Raw genomic sequence first — 15,128 nt, 5'->3', positions numbered from 1 at the left:
AGGGGGAAACCCGAACAAAGTGAGGTAGGGGGTGAGTTATTTCTTCCTGGCTCTTTCGTTCTCGGTCAGGTATTTTTTGCGGAGCCTGACGCTTTTGGGAGTGATTTCTACAAGTTCGTCGTTATCAATGAATTCCAAAGCCTGTTCGAGCGTAAGCTTTATCGGTGGCGTAAGCTTTACGGCAATGTCAGCGCTTGAGGCGCGGATATTTGTCTGTTTTTTTTCTTTGCATGCGTTAACTGTCATGTCCTGGTCGCGGGCGTTCTCACCGACTATCATTCCTTCGTATACTTGTACACCGGGTTCCACAAATAATGTCCCTCTTTCCTGGATGTTGTTTAGGGCATACGAGGCCGTTTTGCCGTTAGTGCCGGAGATCAATACGCCATTTTGCCTTTTTGATATCTCACCTTTATATCTCTCATACCTGAAAAATGCGTGGTTAAGCAATCCTTCGCCCTTTGTATCCATTATGAATGCGGAACGAAATCCCAAAAGACCCCTCGTCGGGATAAGGTAGTTAAGGGTTGTTGTTCCGTTCTTGTTGTTCATATCCTGCATTTCACCACGGCGTTTTCCAAGCTTTTCGATGACTGTACCTGCAAATTCTTCAGGGATCTGGATTATTGCTTGTTCAATAGGCTCCATCTTCTCATTGTTCACGGTCTTAAATATTACTTTAGGCTGTGAAACCTGCACTTCGTACCCTTCCCTCCGCATCTCTTCCAACAGGATCGAGATGTGGAGTTCCCCGCGGCCTGAAACTTTGAAACCATCGGCGCCGCCGATCTCTTCTACCCGCAATCCGACATTTGTTTGGAGTTCGAGTTCCAATCTTTCCCTTATATGCCTATTTGTGACAAATTTGCCTTCGCGTCCGGCAAATGGAGAGTCATTGACCAAAAATTCCATATTAAGGGTGGGTTCATCTATTTCTAGCAAGGGCAGGGGTGCGGGGTTTTCTGCCGTAGTTATGGTCTCACCAATTGTGATATCTGGGATACCTGCGATCGATACGATATCCCCGCATTCGGCGGCTTGAATCTCCACTTTTTTTAAACCCTCAAAATTTGAAAGTTTAACTATCTTTCCTGGGACAAGAGAACCATCACGTTTGCTTACGGCAATATTCATGCTTTTTTCGAGCTTTCCAGATGAAACCCGTCCGATCGCTATGCGGCCGACATAATCGTCGTATGCCAAATTTGTGACCTGCACTTGAAGCGGGTCCGAGCTCTTATCCGGGTATGGTTTTACATGCTTAAGGATTGTTTCAAAAAGCGGCGTCAGGTCTTTTCCTTCGTCTTCAAGATTATATTTTGCGACGCCTTCCCTTGAGATCGTATAAACGATCGGGAAATCAAGCTGTGCATCAGTTGCGTCAAGCCTAACAAATAGGTCAAAGATCATATCGATGACGGCATGGGCCCGCTGTCCGGTCTTATCGATCTTGTTGATTATGACTATAGGCCGAAGGCCTAGCTTTAGCGATTTTGAGAGAACGAACTTTGTTTGGGGCATTGGCCCTTCTTTTGCGTCAACCAATAGGAGCACGCTATCCACCATTTTAAGCACCCGTTCGACTTCCGATCCAAAATCGGCATGGCCAGGGGTGTCCACGATATTTATCTTCGTGTCTTTATAGTGGATAGAACAATTTTTGGAAAATATCGTGATCCCTCGCTCTTTTTCAAGGTCATTTGAGTCCATTACAAGTTCGGTTACTTCTTCCCTATCTGAAAAAGCCCCTCCTTGCCTTAAAAGATGGTCCGTTAAAGTCGTTTTTCCATGGTCAACGTGGGCTATTATCGCAATGTTCAATATCTTACTCATATATTTATTATATCATACCTCACCTTTCTCCTTTTCCGCACCCCCTCTCTTTCTCCCCCTTATCAAGGGGGAGATGTCCCGAGCTCTGTCGAGGGACAGAGGAGGTCGAGTGTTGAGGAGAAAATTCTACTTTGAAATAATTATTTTCCCTGGTAAAATATAAAATATATGAATAAAAAAATTAAGTTCAACGAAAAGATCTTGATCATCGGATGCGGATCTGTCTCACAGTGTGCTATCCCCCTTGTTATTAAGTTGATAAATGTTCCCCCGAAAAATGTAACGATCATGGATTATGTTGATAACCGCAAAAGGGTCAAAGATAGCATAAAAAAGGGCGTAAAATATGTAAAGAACAGGGTAACAAAAGAAAATTACAAAGCTCTTCTTTCTAAGTTTGTTGGTTCCGGCGACCTTATTATCGACTTGGCTTGGAATATCGAATGTGCAGCGATGCTTAACTATTGCAGGGATAATAATATACTTTATGTGAACACTTCCGTCGAGGAATGGGACCCATATAAAGACGGCAGACGCAATGATCCGACCAAATATACATTATATGCTAGGCATATGGACCTTAGGAAAGAAATAGGAAAGTGGGGCGCAAACAATGGCCCGACCGCAGTCGTTGACCATGGCGCAAACCCCGGGCTTGTCTCGCATTTTACAAAGCATGCCCTTATACAGATAGCGGAGAAAATAATCCACGAGAAGCCAAAGGATAAAAGAGTTGAAAAGTTAAAAACATATATCAAGGGTAAGGACTTTTCGAGATTAGCGCAGCTCACAGGCGTAAAGGTCATCCATATATCCGAACGCGATACGCAGATCACAAATAAGCCAAAACAAGTCAACGAATTCGTAAATACATGGAGTATTGAAGGGTTTTTTGAGGAAGGTGTTGCTCCCGCGGAACTAGGGTGGGGAACGCACGAAAAATATGTCCCAAAAAATGCTTTCTTCCATGAGATAGGGCCTAGAAACCAGATATGCCTTGCAACGATCGGTATGAAGACTTGGGTAAGGTCATGGGTGCCTTGTGGCGAGATTACAGGCATGGTCATTCGCCACGGCGAGGCTTTCAGTATTTCCGATAGGCTTACAGTTTGGGAAAATGACAAAGCGGTCTACAGGCCGACGGTTCATTACGCGTATTGTCCGACGGATTCCGCTATAAATTCTCTTCATGAGCTTGAAATGCGCCAATATCACATGCAGGAAAAATTGAGGATCATGAACGACGAGATAATTGACGGTGAAGATCAGCTTGGTGTGCTTCTGATGGGCCATGACTTCAATTCGTGGTGGACAGGCAGCCTGCTTGATATCCATACCGCGAGAAAACTGGTTCCCGGGCAGCAAGCAACAACTCTTCAGGTCGCGATATCTGTTGTCGCGGCTTCAATTTGGATGATAAAGAACCCAAAGAGAGGCTTCTGTCTTCCGGATGATCTTGATCACGAAGAAATATTGGGAATTTCTATGCCTTATATCAAGCCATTCCATTCAAAAGCGGTAGATTGGACGCCTCTTAAGAATTTGAACACAAAATTCACTTCTTTTGATTCGCCTCGCCCGAAAGACGAGGATGTTTGGCAATTCACGACTTTTTTGGTCGACAAGAGCAATTGCTAGGTTAATCTACGATATCTTTTAGTTTAAGAATGTCATCGATCAGGAAATCGGGCTTTGCGGACTTTAATTTTTCTACAGGGTCAAAGCCGTAAGTCACGGCGCAAGTATGAATACCCGCATTTTTACCGGTTTCAACGTCAACCGTCATATCTCCGACAAAAAGAACCCTGTCTTTTGGGATATTGTATTTTTTTATTAGATCGTTTATCGCGCATGGGTCGGGCTTGAGGCATGGGACCGTGTCACCGCCCAAAAATTCCGAAAAATATTCCTCCAGACCGAATTTCTTAAGCAGATGTCCGATAAAAGAATGTTTTTTGTTGGAAACAATTATCATTTTCTTGCCTTTCAAAGCCTCCAAGCATTCTTTTACATGAAGATATAAGCTGACCTTGTTGAAACCCTCTTTTTCGTAATTTTCAAAATATATATCCATAGCTTTTTTAATGATCGAAAGATCTTTTGTGCCTATTGAGCCGGATACGAGTGGTTCCTCTCCAAATCCAACATGCCTATTTATCTCTTCGGCTGTTCTATATGGCAGACCCAATTTGTTCAGCATATATTGTATCGAGCCAACGGCCGCGGGAATCGAATCCGCCAGCGTCCCGTCAAAGTCGAAGAATATTAAATCTATTTTCATAAATGGTATAATATCAAAATGGCAGAAGAATTGAAAGTAATGCGAGACCTGCCTGCCGGCAGGCATGGTGTGGGAAGTATGATACTAGGCATAGCCTTGCTTGTAGCCGGATGCGGGCAAAGTATAACTTCGACCACAACGATCACCACCACAACAACCACCACCACCACAACCACCACCACCACAACCACCACAACAACCACCACCACCACATCTACATCTACAACAACAACCCTTCCTTATATCCAATTTACCCATGTGCCGGATTATGGTAGAGTTGAAGCTCTTCAGGGAAAAGTTAATAATATTACCGTATCCAATTATAAAGCAGCCATTTATATCTATGTTTCGGGCTGGTATAACAAACCTTCCTGGGGAAGTTCCTCAACTTCGATTTACAGTAACGGGACTTGGGAATGCGATATTAATACTGCCGTAAGCGACAAAAATGCGACAAGGATTGCGGCTTTCCTCGTACCAGCTTCATATACTCTGCCGCAGGCGAGTGGCGAGAAAAATTTGCCGTCTGGGTTGAACGGGAATAGCATAGGAAGCGTTGAAGCAAGAAGGCATATGGTCTATTTCTCGGGATATTATTGGGATATCAAGGATTCTGCGGCTTCAACTGTTGGCCCCGGGCCGAATTATTTTTCAAACAGCACAAACAATGTGACAGTTGATGCTGATGGATATCTTCACTTAAAGATCACGAACAGCTCCGGCAAGTGGTATTGCGCCGAGATCGCATCCGAAAATAGTTTCGGCTATGGTACATATAAATTTACTTTGGGGAGCCGTGTCGACCAGATAGATAAAAATATCGTGCTTGGGCTATTTACTTGGGATGACACGAGCAATGCTTACGCTAATCGGGAAATTGATATCGAGTTTTCAAGGTGGAGCGACATTTCATATCCATACGCGCAGTATACAGTCCAGCCTTCGACTGCAGAAAGTACCCATAAATATAATACAGCTCTTTTAAGCGCTGATTCGGTACATCTATTTAACTGGAAACTTTCGGATATCTCATTTGAAAGCTATCAGGGTTCAAGCGCAACGAGCGCTAACCTTATTGATTCCTGGAATTACATTGGAGCAAATATCCCTCCGCATGGAAATGAGAATATCAGGCTGAATTATTGGCTTAATCAAGGTCTTGCGCCATCCGACAGCCTTGGATCCGAGGTCATAATTAAGAAGTTTGAATTTGTACAGTAAATGATATAATTACGTTAGGAATGGATTCCCGCTTCCGCGGGAATGACAATAAAAGATCTTTATGAAAGACGAAATATCAATTGTAATATGCGGCGAAGCCGGGCAGGGCATCCAAACTGTCGAATCTTTTCTTGTTAAAGTCCTCAAGTCCGCCAATTTCAATGTATATGCTACAAAAGAATATATGTCGCGAGTCCGCGGCGGATCAAATTCCACAGAAATTAGGGTTTCATCAAAAAAAGTTTCAGCTTACGTTGAAAAAATCGATTTTCTCCTGCCGCTAGATAAAGATGCGATACTTTATCTTGGTAATAGGATTTCAAAAAAGACAATAATAATTGGCGACATGGAAATTTTGAAGACGGATCGCAATATTATTGATGTTCCCTTAAACACTCTTTCGCAAAAGATAGGCGGGGCTATCTATTCAAACATTATAGCCGGATCAATTCTCTTTGGGATCTTCAATATTGATATTGGACCGATAAATAATTATCTCAAAACTACTTTTTCCTCTAAAGGCGATGAAATAGTTAATAATAATCTTGAAGCCTCGCGTGTGGGATATGAGATCGGGAAAAGCATCTGCGATAGCCGCAAAATAAGTTTTGATATCGAGCCAAGCAGGGCTATCAAAAATGAAATAATCCTAAGCGGCGCGGAAGCGATAGCTCTAGGGGCGATCGCGGGCGGATGCAATTTTATTTCAGCCTATCCTATGACCCCATCGACCGGAGTGTTTACTTTTTTATCACAACACGCAAAAGAATTTAGGATAATATCCGAACAGGCGGAAGATGAAATCTCCGTCATGAACATGGCTCTTGGAGCTTGGTATATGGGAGCGAGAGCGTTAGTCAATACTTCAGGCGGAGGATTCGACTTGATGACCGAAGGGTTAAGCCTTGCTGGAATGATAGAATCGCCTGTTGTGATAAATCTTGCGCAAAGACCAGGGCCCTCAACGGGTCTTCCTACGCGAACAGCGCAGGGAGATCTTGAAATGGCGCTATATTCCGGCCATGGAGAGTTCCCAAGGATAATTTTGGCTCCGGGGACTTTGGAAGACGCGTTCTATTTAACTCAACAAGCTTTTAATTTGGCGGACAAGTTCCAAGTGCCCGTATTTATCATGTCCGACCAGAATTTGGCCGATTCATACAACAATATCTCTCCGTTCAAACTCGACAAATTGAAGATCGACCATGCCATAGTCGAAACAAATGCCGATTATAAAAGATACGCGATCACAAAGAGCGGAATTTCACCGAGGGGCATTCCAGGGTTTGGCTACGCGGACTTGTATTAGTCGATAGCGACGACCATGATGAGCTTGGGCACATCAATGAAGATCCGGATTTAAGTTCCAAGATGGCAGATAAACGATTAAGAAAATTCGAACAAATAAAAAAAGAGATAATACCCCCCCCCGAATTGACAGGAAAAAAAACTTACAAGACTTTAATTGTCGCATGGGGATCGACTTATAGCGCGATAGTTGAAGCACTCGAGAAAATAAATAATAATAATATATCTTTCTTATATTTCAAACAAGTATTCCTCTTACATAAAGACGCAATAAAATATCTAAAGAAGGCAAAAACGACAATAATTGTCGAAAATAACGCTACCGCGCAATTTGCAAAATTGATCAAACTTGAAACCGGGCACGAATTTGATAAGGAGGTACTAAAATACAACGGAATGCCGTTTTCTGTCGAGGAGTTGATCGATGAGCTCGAATAAATTCGATATGGGGCCAATAGATATAGCCTGGTGCCCGGGATGCGGTAATTTCGGGATACTTAATATCTTAAAACAAGCTTTGGAAGAGCTTGAGATCAAGCCTGAAAATTTGGTCATGGTGTCGGGTATAGGCCAAGCCGCAAAAATTCCTCATTATTTAAAGTGCAACTTCTTTAACGGGTAGGGCTATTCCTCCTGCAACTGCAATTAAGGCCGCAAACCCTGATTTTACCGTCATCTGCGAGAGCGGGGATGGCGATACTTACGGTGAAGGCGGCAATCATTTTATCCATGCAGTGTCGCCGTTATATAAGAAAGAATTGGATTCCAAAAAGCTTGAAGAATTGATCGATTCGAAGAGGTAGGAATTTTCCAAACCCCTCACCCGTCAAAATCATAATTGAAAACATAATCTGGCTCACCCTCTCCCAGAGGGAGAGGGATTGATTGGTAATTGTTTGTTTTAGGTGTTTAAAGCCGTTGATCTCTCTCCCCATGGGAGAGAGTGAATTAGGATAAGATGTCAAAAAGAAAATGATGAGTGAGGGCTACGCCGATTTTAATACCGAAGCTACCACATCAAGAACTTTTTCAGGAGTGAATGGCTTTTCGATATAACCTGTCAATCCGTAATTCGACAAGCTTTCGATGGTTTTTTCGGGCTGGCCTTTTCCGGTTACAAAAATTATCGGAAGCGAAGGGTAGAGCGCCCGTGCTTGCTTTAAGACTTCATATCCGTTGATCTTTGGCATTTCGATATCGAGCAAGACCGCGCCATAAGTATTTTCTTTTATTTTCTTTAATGCCTCTTCGCCGTCGAGAGCGAAATCTGTCTGGTAGCCGCCGCCGCACCGCAAGATCATCTCAAGGCTTGTTCGGACGATCTCCTCATCATCGGCGATCAAAATATTCATTAGCGACAGCTTTTCGTAGCCTTTGATCAATTCCGCGCTTATTTTATCCAGGTTTTGGTCGATGGCTTGTGATATTGCCCAATCGCATATCTGTATAGCTTTCTTTGGCTTGCCTTTTGAAAGGGCATATATTTCGTCGATAGCCGAATCGGTGAACGGAAGGAGTTCCGATCCGCCAACCGATTGTATTTTTACCCGTAAAAAGGATTTGAGGCCGTCCGCATTCAATATGCTGTTGTTCGCAAATAAAGATTTGATGACATCTTGGGCGAAAGGATTTGTCCTCCAATTGAGCTTCTTATGCCATGTTGCGGACTTTTCTTTATCTGTGAGCTTTATTTCCGGCATGATCTTTAAGGCGGTCCCGATCGGAGAGGCTGGACGACGGCCTAACAGTAGGCGAACAAACAAATAAACTATTAAAAAGATGATAATTAAAAATACAAATAAAACTGAAAGAGCCGTTAAATTCCTCTGCCTTGCGGCTTTTTCCATAAGTTCTAAATTGTGCGAAGCTTCCGCGAGATACGCGCTTGCTTCCTTGTTGTCGGGCGCGAGATAAAGGACGACTTTAAAGTACGCGGCTGCTTCCCTTGTTCCCTTGCTTACAAGCGAAATAACGGCAAGTTGTTTTATAGAGAACGAATCGGTTTGCCCTTCAAAAATATTTCCAGCTACATCGACGGCTGTAAGTTTTGCGGTAAATTTGCCGCTCCTAAAATTGATCGGTACCTGCCAAATGCCGCGCCAGACAGTCGATCTTCTTTCTTGGACGAGGCTTATTATGCTGCCGTCGGGTGTTACCGCCGTAATTTGTGCGGTATCCGCAGGGGCATCAACAACTATATGGACAAAATCGCCCGGAAGGTATTCTTTTGAAGCATCATCGCGGGAAACTGTCAGCGTTTGGGCAAAAGATATCTGGAAAAAACAAATAATAAATATTATTATTATAAAAAGCCATTTTTTATTTATTATCAATTAATCTGTCCTTCCTCTTAAGGCGAACCAGGGTTCGGCCGTATATGAAAATGAAACGTATCTTGTCGCAAGGCTAGGGTCATTATAATAAGGATGCAGTGCATAGTCAACGCGAAATCCTAGATATGAAAATGAGGTCCCGAATGTCGGGTTCCAGCTTGTCTGGGTCGCGGTCAGGGGGTTAACGCTTTGGTCAAGGCCTGCGCGGAATGCCAGCATTTCAACAGGCTTCCATTCGGCCCCGAAATGAAGCGTTACAGGCCGTCCGGTTTGCGCCGACAAAGATATTTTTTCCATACCTGAAAAATCGTCCGAGAGGAGTACTGTAGCTTACGAGGAACAGTGAATCATAATAGTCGGTCGGCGGCGTTGTAGGAATATTATTAACGCCGGTTGTTATGTATCCGGCGCCTATTGTTCCATAAGGCGTTGGCACTGCTCCCGAATATTCCATGTAATATACTTCGTTCAATAAGTTTGTGAACATCGACATGGCTTGCGGCCCCTTGAGGCTGGCTAAACCCGCAGGATTGATAAATGGCGCGTCGGCGTCATCGGACACCGCGACAAAAGCCTTCCCCATGCCGATAGGGCGCGCGCCACCGCCGACCGTCATCGCGTCGTCCGTGCTTCCTATAATGGCTGCGTTTGCCGTAAATGCGAGCATTAATAAATATATAATTGATATTAGTTTCTTCATTTTGTAATTGCGATCGTTGTACGAGCGAGTTGAGTAACAGTGCCGCCGGTTTTTGAGTTAACGATCACAATATACACGCCGAAGCTTGCGACCGATCTAAAGTCTGTCATTCCGTCCCAAGTGATCGAATTTGATCCGGCAGTAGAGCCTGTTGTCCCCGCAGGGTAGAACCTTTCCCAAACTTTTTCGCCTCGGATATTGAATATTGTCAGATAAATATCGGTATCTTTGCTCAATGTGTAATTGATCGATGTTGCGCCGACAGATGGATTGAATGGATTTTGCGTACTAATTACCGGACCTACGACCGAAACCGTTGGCGCTTCTATCTTAAATCCTGACGTTAGGGTGGCTGATAAATTATCGTCGTTTGTGACAATTACATCCCATGGCCCTACAGTTTTTCCGGACAGATTAAGTTGACAAGTGATCTTTGTTGCTGAATCTACCACGATATTTGTTGCAATTATATCAGTTTCTCCTGCTTTTGAAAGTTTAACATTTGCACCCGACCTGAAGTTTGTTCCCGCAAGGTCCGTAATGCTTACCGTGCTGTTGTTCACGCCTTTTGCCGGTGTAATTGATGTGACAGTGGGGGCTGGATATGTTATCGTAAATGCCGATGGGAGAGTTCCCGATTTGCCGTCAGTATTTGCAACAGTTACATCCCAAAATCCGCCTGCTTTTCCGGTAATATCGAAAGAACATGTGATCTGAGTCCCGCTTACAACTACGACGCTTGCAGCAACAATATCTGCTTGGCCTGTTTTTAAAAGCTTTACGGTCGCTCCCGATTGGAAATTTGCGCCCGCTAAATTTGTAATACTGACAGATCCGCTATTTACGCCCGTAGCCGGAATTATTGAAGTGACAATTGGAGCGAAAGTAGGGGCTGGAATTGCTCGAGTGTATGCGCTTCTCAAAAATCCATCGCCTAGTATGAAACTTGTACTTGAGCGTGCCGTTAATTCATTGTGGCGAAGTTTTCCTAATAATCGAAATGAAGTTGAAGTTGACGCCGCATTTTCAAAATCTATAACTTCCGATGCTATCTTATAGCTTGTGCTTGATGAAGCAAATGTCAAATGACAGATGTCAAATGACAAATGAATGAATATTATGAGTAGTATAATTCCAAGGTTTTTCATTTAATTTCCCAATAACCGCCCTTGTCGGGGCCGATCCGTTTTATAATGCCTTTTTTTCTAAGAATTGCCAAATTATATTTTATCCCATCCGTAGTAATGCCTATCGCTTTAGCTAATTCCTCTTGTTGTATTTATGCCTATTATATGTTTTTTATCGTTAATTCCGACAAAAAGCCTGCCGCCTTCGGTATTTGCGAAAGCAACCATGTCTTTGTCGATATTATTAATATTTTCCTTGAACTCAATTTTGAGCCCTTCACCTTCCTGTGAGATAAAATTTAATTCTTTATTGTTCATTATATTTTTTATGAAACTATTTATTAAATTATTCCATACACCCTAAAAGACCTAACATGCCAGGTCCCGTTAGCTGTTGTCGCAGTGTTATATATTTTAACTGTGCCGCCGCCCGTTAAAGCTTCTGAGTATTTTATGGAACCTGACAATGAATGGGAATCCCCTGCGTTATTGCCTTTTCCTCTGATCGGGATGGTTTCTTTTGCTGTCCCAGCGTAATCGATAATAAAATTCCAGTTCCCATCGTTATTGCCGCTTTGTACCAATCCGATCTCGGCTTCAACCAAGATATTGCTATAGCTGTTTGCCGCGACGACATAGGATTTTATTGGATTTGTTGCTGTTGTTCCATTAGTGTCTGTTTCATCGGTATTGATCAAGATTATGGTCCCGGCAGGAAGCCTTGCTGCGGCAATTTTTCCGCCAGTGATCGCTTCGGCTGTAATTGAGTTTGTTGCGCCTAATGTCTTATTCGTCAAAGTCTGAATATCTGATAAAGTAGCAACTACAGTCGAATCTATTGAAACTATTCCGGTTGAAATGATCGGATTTGGCGTTGCAGAAAGACCTGTCCCTGCTTGGACCGACGTAACGGTCCCGCTTCCAGCCGGTGCCGCCCGATAATCCATTTCCCGTATCAACTTGAGTTACAGTTCCTGTACCTTCCGCAGATTCCCATGATGGGATACCGGCCGTCAATTTCAATACTTTTCCGTTCGATCCCGCAGGGAGTTTGGATAAAGTGTTAGCGCCTGAAGCGTAAAGGATATCTCCTGTAGCATATGTGGATTGGCCCGTCCCGCCATTTATTGCTGAAACCGGGACTTCAAGCGAGATTGTTCCGGAAACCGTTATTGATCCACCAGTTAAGCCAGCACCTGAATTAACTTGTGTTACAGTCCCGCCGCTTGTGCTGACGCTTGTTACTGTTAATGTTACTTGCCCGGTTCCCGATCCTTCATCGCCTGAAACCGAGACGCCGGAACCGGCGACGATATTTTTTACGAATTGGTTTGCGGTAACTTTTGTGTTTGTAATTGTGCTGTTGGCTATTTTTGCGTTAGAAATAGAACCGTCTTCAACACTTTGGGCTACCGCCGACATATTTGAATAACCGGCCGATACGATCTGCGTCCTTGGGGACATGTTCTCTCCGGCGACTGTCAGATCAAGATATCTTGAAGAATTACTGAAGACTTCCGGTGAAATAGGGGAGGTGCTGCCAAGCACTAAGCTGAATACGCCTTGGCTGTCCGGTGTTATAGTGAAACTTTCCGGCCCCCAAACCACATTTCCAGCAGTTGAGGCGTCGTATATCCTGATATCGATCGTTTTTGAGGTTGTAACGGCAGTGCCGGAGCTATCCGTTAACCTTCCTTCATACGACATTTTTGCGGGGACAGAGGCAAAAGAAAGGCAGGCTCCAAGCAGTAATAACACTATCGCCAGCAAGCATTTTTTGTTGTTCATGTTCTCATCGTCTCCTTTAATTTTTTGTACGATTATTTGACAATCACAGCTTACACGGATCAATTTTTTAGTTTTAACGATCTTGCAACTATATCCAGTACCTCTTTTGGCTTAAAAGGCTTTTCAATGACAGCCGTAAGCCCGTGCTTTGCTATGCTTTCGGAAATTTTGTTTGGTTTGCCTTTGCCTGTAACAAATACAACAGGGAGGTGGGGGAAAAGTTCCCTTGAAATTTTCAGTATTTCGTACCCATCGTGTTTTGGCATTTCTATATCGAGGAGTACCAGGTCGTAGAGGTTGTTTTTGATCTTATTTAGGGCCTCTTCGCCATCATGCGCGATATCCGTTTCAAAATTGCCGCCGGATCTTAATATTTCATCGAGCGAGGTGCAAGTAGAAGCGATTTATCGTTTTCTGGATAAGTTATGTGATAAAAACAAAGAAACAGTTGAGCGCGTGGCCTTTATATGACTACTCTGTATTTTGAGGCGGAAGATGAGGACGACTTAAGAAAAATAGGGTTTTCTAAAGACGGCAAATTCCAGAATCCTCAAATTATGCTGGGGTTGCTGGTTGGACAGAATGGCTATCCCATTGGCTACAATATTTTCGAAGGGAATACTTTTGAGGGCCATACTCTCTTGCCCGTTCTGGAAGGCATACAAAAAAAATATGGATTTAGCAAGCCAACAGTGATTGCCGATGCGGCGATGCTTTCCAAAAAGAATCTGGATAATCTTTCCAAAGAGAAATATCAATTCATCATTGGTGGGCGAATCAAAAATGAAACCGACTTTGGCTGCGAAGCCGTCAAGCCATGCAAGTTTTGCCATCAAGTCGCTCACCGTATTTTGCGTCTTATCGATCTTTGTATTCCCTTCTTTCAGTTCTATTATTTTTGAAAGATCGCTCAACTGGTCGGCAAGAAATCTCGCGCTTAATTGGATATTTTCCATGATCTTCTTTTGATCGGGCGACAATCCACCTAGAGTTCCGTCTAAAAAAAGTTCGGCGCCCGAAACTATCCCCGATAGGGGATTTTTTGGGTCATGTATTACCGTCGCGCCAAGTTTTCCGTCAAACATTGTTTTCTCCTAATTTATTAAGCAATAAATCCCAAATAATTATCACGGTTTATCACTTCATATGTAGCGTTTGTATAGGTTTGAAGCCAGAGTTTTGGCTTCCTTGCCTTTTTATCGCCCCACTTGAATTCATAGCCAAATAATTTTCCTTCCCGTTCCTCAACCAGATCGACTTCTTTTTGGTCGTAGGTCCGCCAAAAATAAACATTGGAAAGAATGTTTTGATAGCTTCTCTTCTTGAACCGCTCAATGAACAAAAAGTTCTCCCAGAGCTGTCCGACATCATTGCGGGCGGCAAGGCTGTTAAAATTATTGATGATGGAATTTCGCACTCCATTGTCCCAAAAATAATATCTGGCAGTCTTCGAGATCTCTTTTCGTAAATTCCGGGAAAACCCCCTGACCTTGATGATGACAAAGGCTTTTTCCAGCAAATCGAGATATTTCTCGACAGTTTGCTTGCTTAGATCAAGCGCGTTCCCCAATTCATTGAGCGATACCTCGTTGCCGATCTGAAAACCGATCAATCTTAATAGATCGGCTATTTTGTCGGAATTCCTAAGATTTTCCAATTCCAAAATATCCTTATACAGATACGAATCGCGCAATGAAGATAGATATTCCATTTTGTTGTTGTAATTTGCCTTCAGCAGCAATTCTGGGTAAGATCCATAGATCAATAGGTCATCGAGGCGTTTCTCTGCATCAACTGCTCCAAACTGTTCTTTCAGTTCCATCGAGGATAGGGGGAACAATCTTATGATCCTTTGTCGGCCTGTTAACGGCTCGCCAATTTTATTTGCCAGGTCAAAAGAAGAAGAGCCGGTGGCGATCACTTTGATGTTGGGGAGATGATCAACAATCAGCTTGAGGGACAGACCAATGTCGGGAATTTTTTGAGCTTCATCAATGATGATCACATGATAGCCGCCAAAGTAATTTCGGATCTTTTCGATCTCTTGGGTTTTTAGAATATCTTTAGTCTTGGCGTCATCTCCAAAACCTAAAAAAACCTTGCCATTGTATCCTTTGATAAACTCCTCGATTAGAGTTGTTTTTCCAACTCTTCTGGGGCCGTAGAGGACTAGCACCTTGTTTGGTTCCAGCAAATCCAAGAGCTTTTCTGAGTAATATCTTTTAAACATATAATAAGGTTACCATATTAGACTAAATATGTCAAGTATAATTGCCAAATTGATGGTAATTAGAGAGATATCATGTTGAGACTAGTTAGGAACAGTGCCCTCGGACCTAAATTTGGGAAATTCCCAACTTCCTTCGCTAATGCCATTATAACTTGTCAAGCCCCCCGACCTCAAGCTCGATTTTTATCGCCTCTTACAGCATGCCAGCCTGTCTTACAATACAATAAAAATATCTTTTTGAGTTTTTTGTCCAAAAAATCAATGCGTACGCACCTTCTTCTTCGTGCTCAATTCTGGGTTTTTAGCT

15 protein-coding genes and 2 pseudogenes are annotated in these 15,128 nt (G+C 43.1%); 5 read left to right on the top strand and 12 right to left on the bottom strand.

The window, feature by feature from the left end:
• Window positions 1–36: 36 nt before the first annotated feature.
• Window positions 37–1,833, bottom strand: a complete 1,797-nt coding sequence (gene typA, locus HZC34_01375) for a translational GTPase TypA (protein ID MBI5700479.1) — start codon at window positions 1,831–1,833, stop codon at window positions 37–39.
• 168 nt (window positions 1,834–2,001) lie between these two features.
• Between typA and HZC34_01370 the strand changes: the two genes are divergently transcribed.
• On the top strand, window positions 2,002–3,471 hold the full coding sequence (locus HZC34_01370) for a homospermidine synthase (protein ID MBI5700478.1): 1,470 nt from the start codon (window positions 2,002–2,004) through the stop codon (window positions 3,469–3,471).
• Between the two features lies 1 nt (window position 3,472).
• Here HZC34_01370 and HZC34_01365 read toward each other — a convergent pair whose 3' ends face one another.
• The gene (locus tag HZC34_01365; protein MBI5700477.1) at window positions 3,473–4,114 is read right to left on the bottom strand and encodes an HAD-IA family hydrolase; all 642 of its coding nucleotides are present in this window, start codon (window positions 4,112–4,114) and stop codon (window positions 3,473–3,475) included.
• A gap of 18 nt (window positions 4,115–4,132) precedes the next feature.
• Here HZC34_01365 and HZC34_01360 point away from each other — a divergent pair, with 18 nt between their 5' ends.
• The 3 genes and pseudogenes from HZC34_01360 to HZC34_01350 all read left to right on the top strand — a co-directional run bounded on the left by HZC34_01360 (window position 4,133) and on the right by HZC34_01350 (window position 7,446).
• Window positions 4,133–5,335 carry a hypothetical protein gene (locus tag HZC34_01360; protein MBI5700476.1) on the top strand — a complete coding sequence of 401 codons (1,203 nt, stop codon included), beginning with the start codon at window positions 4,133–4,135 and terminating at the stop codon, window positions 5,333–5,335.
• A 61-nt stretch (window positions 5,336–5,396) separates the two neighbouring features.
• Window positions 5,397–7,081 (top strand): annotated as a pseudogene (locus HZC34_01355) (2-oxoacid:acceptor oxidoreductase subunit alpha).
• Window positions 7,068–7,446 (top strand): annotated as a pseudogene (locus tag HZC34_01350) (hypothetical protein). The pseudogenes HZC34_01355 and HZC34_01350 overlap by 14 nt, the downstream one beginning before the upstream one ends.
• Before the next feature lie 183 nt (window positions 7,447–7,629).
• On the opposite strand, the gene HZC34_01345 reads toward HZC34_01350, so the two are convergent.
• Genes HZC34_01345 through HZC34_01305 form a run of 9 tightly spaced genes read right to left on the bottom strand, consistent with a single transcriptional unit; the run spans window position 7,630 to window position 12,995 of the window.
• A complete protein-coding gene (locus HZC34_01345; GenBank protein MBI5700475.1) occupies window positions 7,630–8,976 on the bottom strand; it encodes a response regulator in 1,347 nt (448 codons plus the stop codon).
• The gene (locus tag HZC34_01340; protein MBI5700474.1) at window positions 8,977–9,195 is read right to left on the bottom strand and encodes a hypothetical protein; all 219 of its coding nucleotides are present in this window, start codon (window positions 9,193–9,195) and stop codon (window positions 8,977–8,979) included.
• A 1-nt stretch (window position 9,196) separates the two neighbouring features.
• A complete protein-coding gene (locus tag HZC34_01335) occupies window positions 9,197–9,676 on the bottom strand; it encodes a hypothetical protein (protein ID MBI5700473.1) in 480 nt (159 codons plus the stop codon).
• Complete coding sequence (locus HZC34_01330) at window positions 9,673–10,824, bottom strand: hypothetical protein (protein ID MBI5700472.1); 1,152 nt, start codon at window positions 10,822–10,824, stop codon at window positions 9,673–9,675. The genes HZC34_01335 and HZC34_01330 overlap by 4 nt, the downstream gene beginning before the upstream one ends.
• A complete protein-coding gene (locus tag HZC34_01325; protein MBI5700471.1) occupies window positions 10,821–10,955 on the bottom strand; it encodes a hypothetical protein in 135 nt (44 codons plus the stop codon). Before HZC34_01325 ends, HZC34_01330 begins: the two co-directional genes overlap by 4 nt.
• Window positions 10,933–11,121, bottom strand: coding sequence for an ATP-binding protein (locus HZC34_01320; GenBank protein MBI5700470.1), 189 nt, complete (start codon window positions 11,119–11,121; stop codon window positions 10,933–10,935). The genes HZC34_01325 and HZC34_01320 overlap by 23 nt, the downstream gene beginning before the upstream one ends.
• Before the next feature lie 23 nt (window positions 11,122–11,144).
• Window positions 11,145–11,600, bottom strand: coding sequence for a hypothetical protein (locus tag HZC34_01315; protein MBI5700469.1), 456 nt, complete (start codon window positions 11,598–11,600; stop codon window positions 11,145–11,147).
• Complete coding sequence (locus HZC34_01310; GenBank protein ID MBI5700468.1) at window positions 11,590–12,591, bottom strand: hypothetical protein; 1,002 nt, start codon at window positions 12,589–12,591, stop codon at window positions 11,590–11,592. Before HZC34_01310 ends, HZC34_01315 begins: the two co-directional genes overlap by 11 nt.
• A 59-nt stretch (window positions 12,592–12,650) precedes the next feature.
• A complete protein-coding gene (locus HZC34_01305) occupies window positions 12,651–12,995 on the bottom strand; it encodes a response regulator (GenBank protein MBI5700467.1) in 345 nt (114 codons plus the stop codon).
• Between the two features lie 153 nt (window positions 12,996–13,148).
• On the opposite strand from HZC34_01305, the gene HZC34_01300 reads away from it, so the two are divergent.
• Window positions 13,149–13,493 carry a transposase gene (locus HZC34_01300; protein MBI5700466.1) on the top strand — a complete coding sequence of 115 codons (345 nt, stop codon included), beginning with the start codon at window positions 13,149–13,151 and terminating at the stop codon, window positions 13,491–13,493.
• A gap of 200 nt (window positions 13,494–13,693) precedes the next feature.
• On the opposite strand, the gene HZC34_01295 is transcribed toward HZC34_01300, so the two are convergent.
• Window positions 13,694–14,821, bottom strand: a complete 1,128-nt coding sequence (locus tag HZC34_01295; GenBank protein ID MBI5700465.1) for an ATP-binding protein — start codon at window positions 14,819–14,821, stop codon at window positions 13,694–13,696.
• Window positions 14,822–15,128: the final 307 nt, after the last annotated feature.

This window comes from Candidatus Saganbacteria bacterium (assembly GCA_016223245.1).
Lineage (GTDB): Bacteria > Margulisbacteria > WOR-1 > XYC2-FULL-46-14 > XYC2-FULL-37-10 > JACRPL01.
This window is presented reverse-complemented; position numbering and strand designations above follow the sequence as displayed.

Excerpts from the sequence above, each read along its gene's own strand:
- HZC34_01335 (MBI5700473.1), bottom strand. The coding sequence starts at position 9,676 with ATGAAGAAACTAATATCAATTATATATTTATTAATGCTCGCATTTACG.
- HZC34_01370 (MBI5700478.1), top strand. The coding sequence starts at position 2,002 with ATGAATAAAAAAATTAAGTTCAACGAAAAGATCTTGATCATCGGATGC.
- typA (MBI5700479.1), bottom strand. The coding sequence starts at position 1,833 with ATGAGTAAGATATTGAACATTGCGATAATAGCCCACGTTGACCATGGA.
- HZC34_01330 (MBI5700472.1), bottom strand. The coding sequence starts at position 10,824 with ATGAAAAACCTTGGAATTATACTACTCATAATATTCATTCATTTGTCA.
- HZC34_01300 (MBI5700466.1), top strand. The coding sequence starts at position 13,149 with ATGCTGGGGTTGCTGGTTGGACAGAATGGCTATCCCATTGGCTACAAT.
- HZC34_01340 (MBI5700474.1), bottom strand. The coding sequence starts at position 9,195 with ATGCTGGCATTCCGCGCAGGCCTTGACCAAAGCGTTAACCCCCTGACC.
- HZC34_01320 (MBI5700470.1), bottom strand. The coding sequence starts at position 11,121 with ATGAACAATAAAGAATTAAATTTTATCTCACAGGAAGGTGAAGGGCTC.
- HZC34_01360 (MBI5700476.1), top strand. The coding sequence starts at position 4,133 with ATGGCAGAAGAATTGAAAGTAATGCGAGACCTGCCTGCCGGCAGGCAT.
- HZC34_01310 (MBI5700468.1), bottom strand. The coding sequence starts at position 12,591 with ATGAACAACAAAAAATGCTTGCTGGCGATAGTGTTATTACTGCTTGGA.
- HZC34_01295 (MBI5700465.1), bottom strand. The coding sequence starts at position 14,821 with ATGTTTAAAAGATATTACTCAGAAAAGCTCTTGGATTTGCTGGAACCA.
- HZC34_01365 (MBI5700477.1), bottom strand. The coding sequence starts at position 4,114 with ATGAAAATAGATTTAATATTCTTCGACTTTGACGGGACGCTGGCGGAT.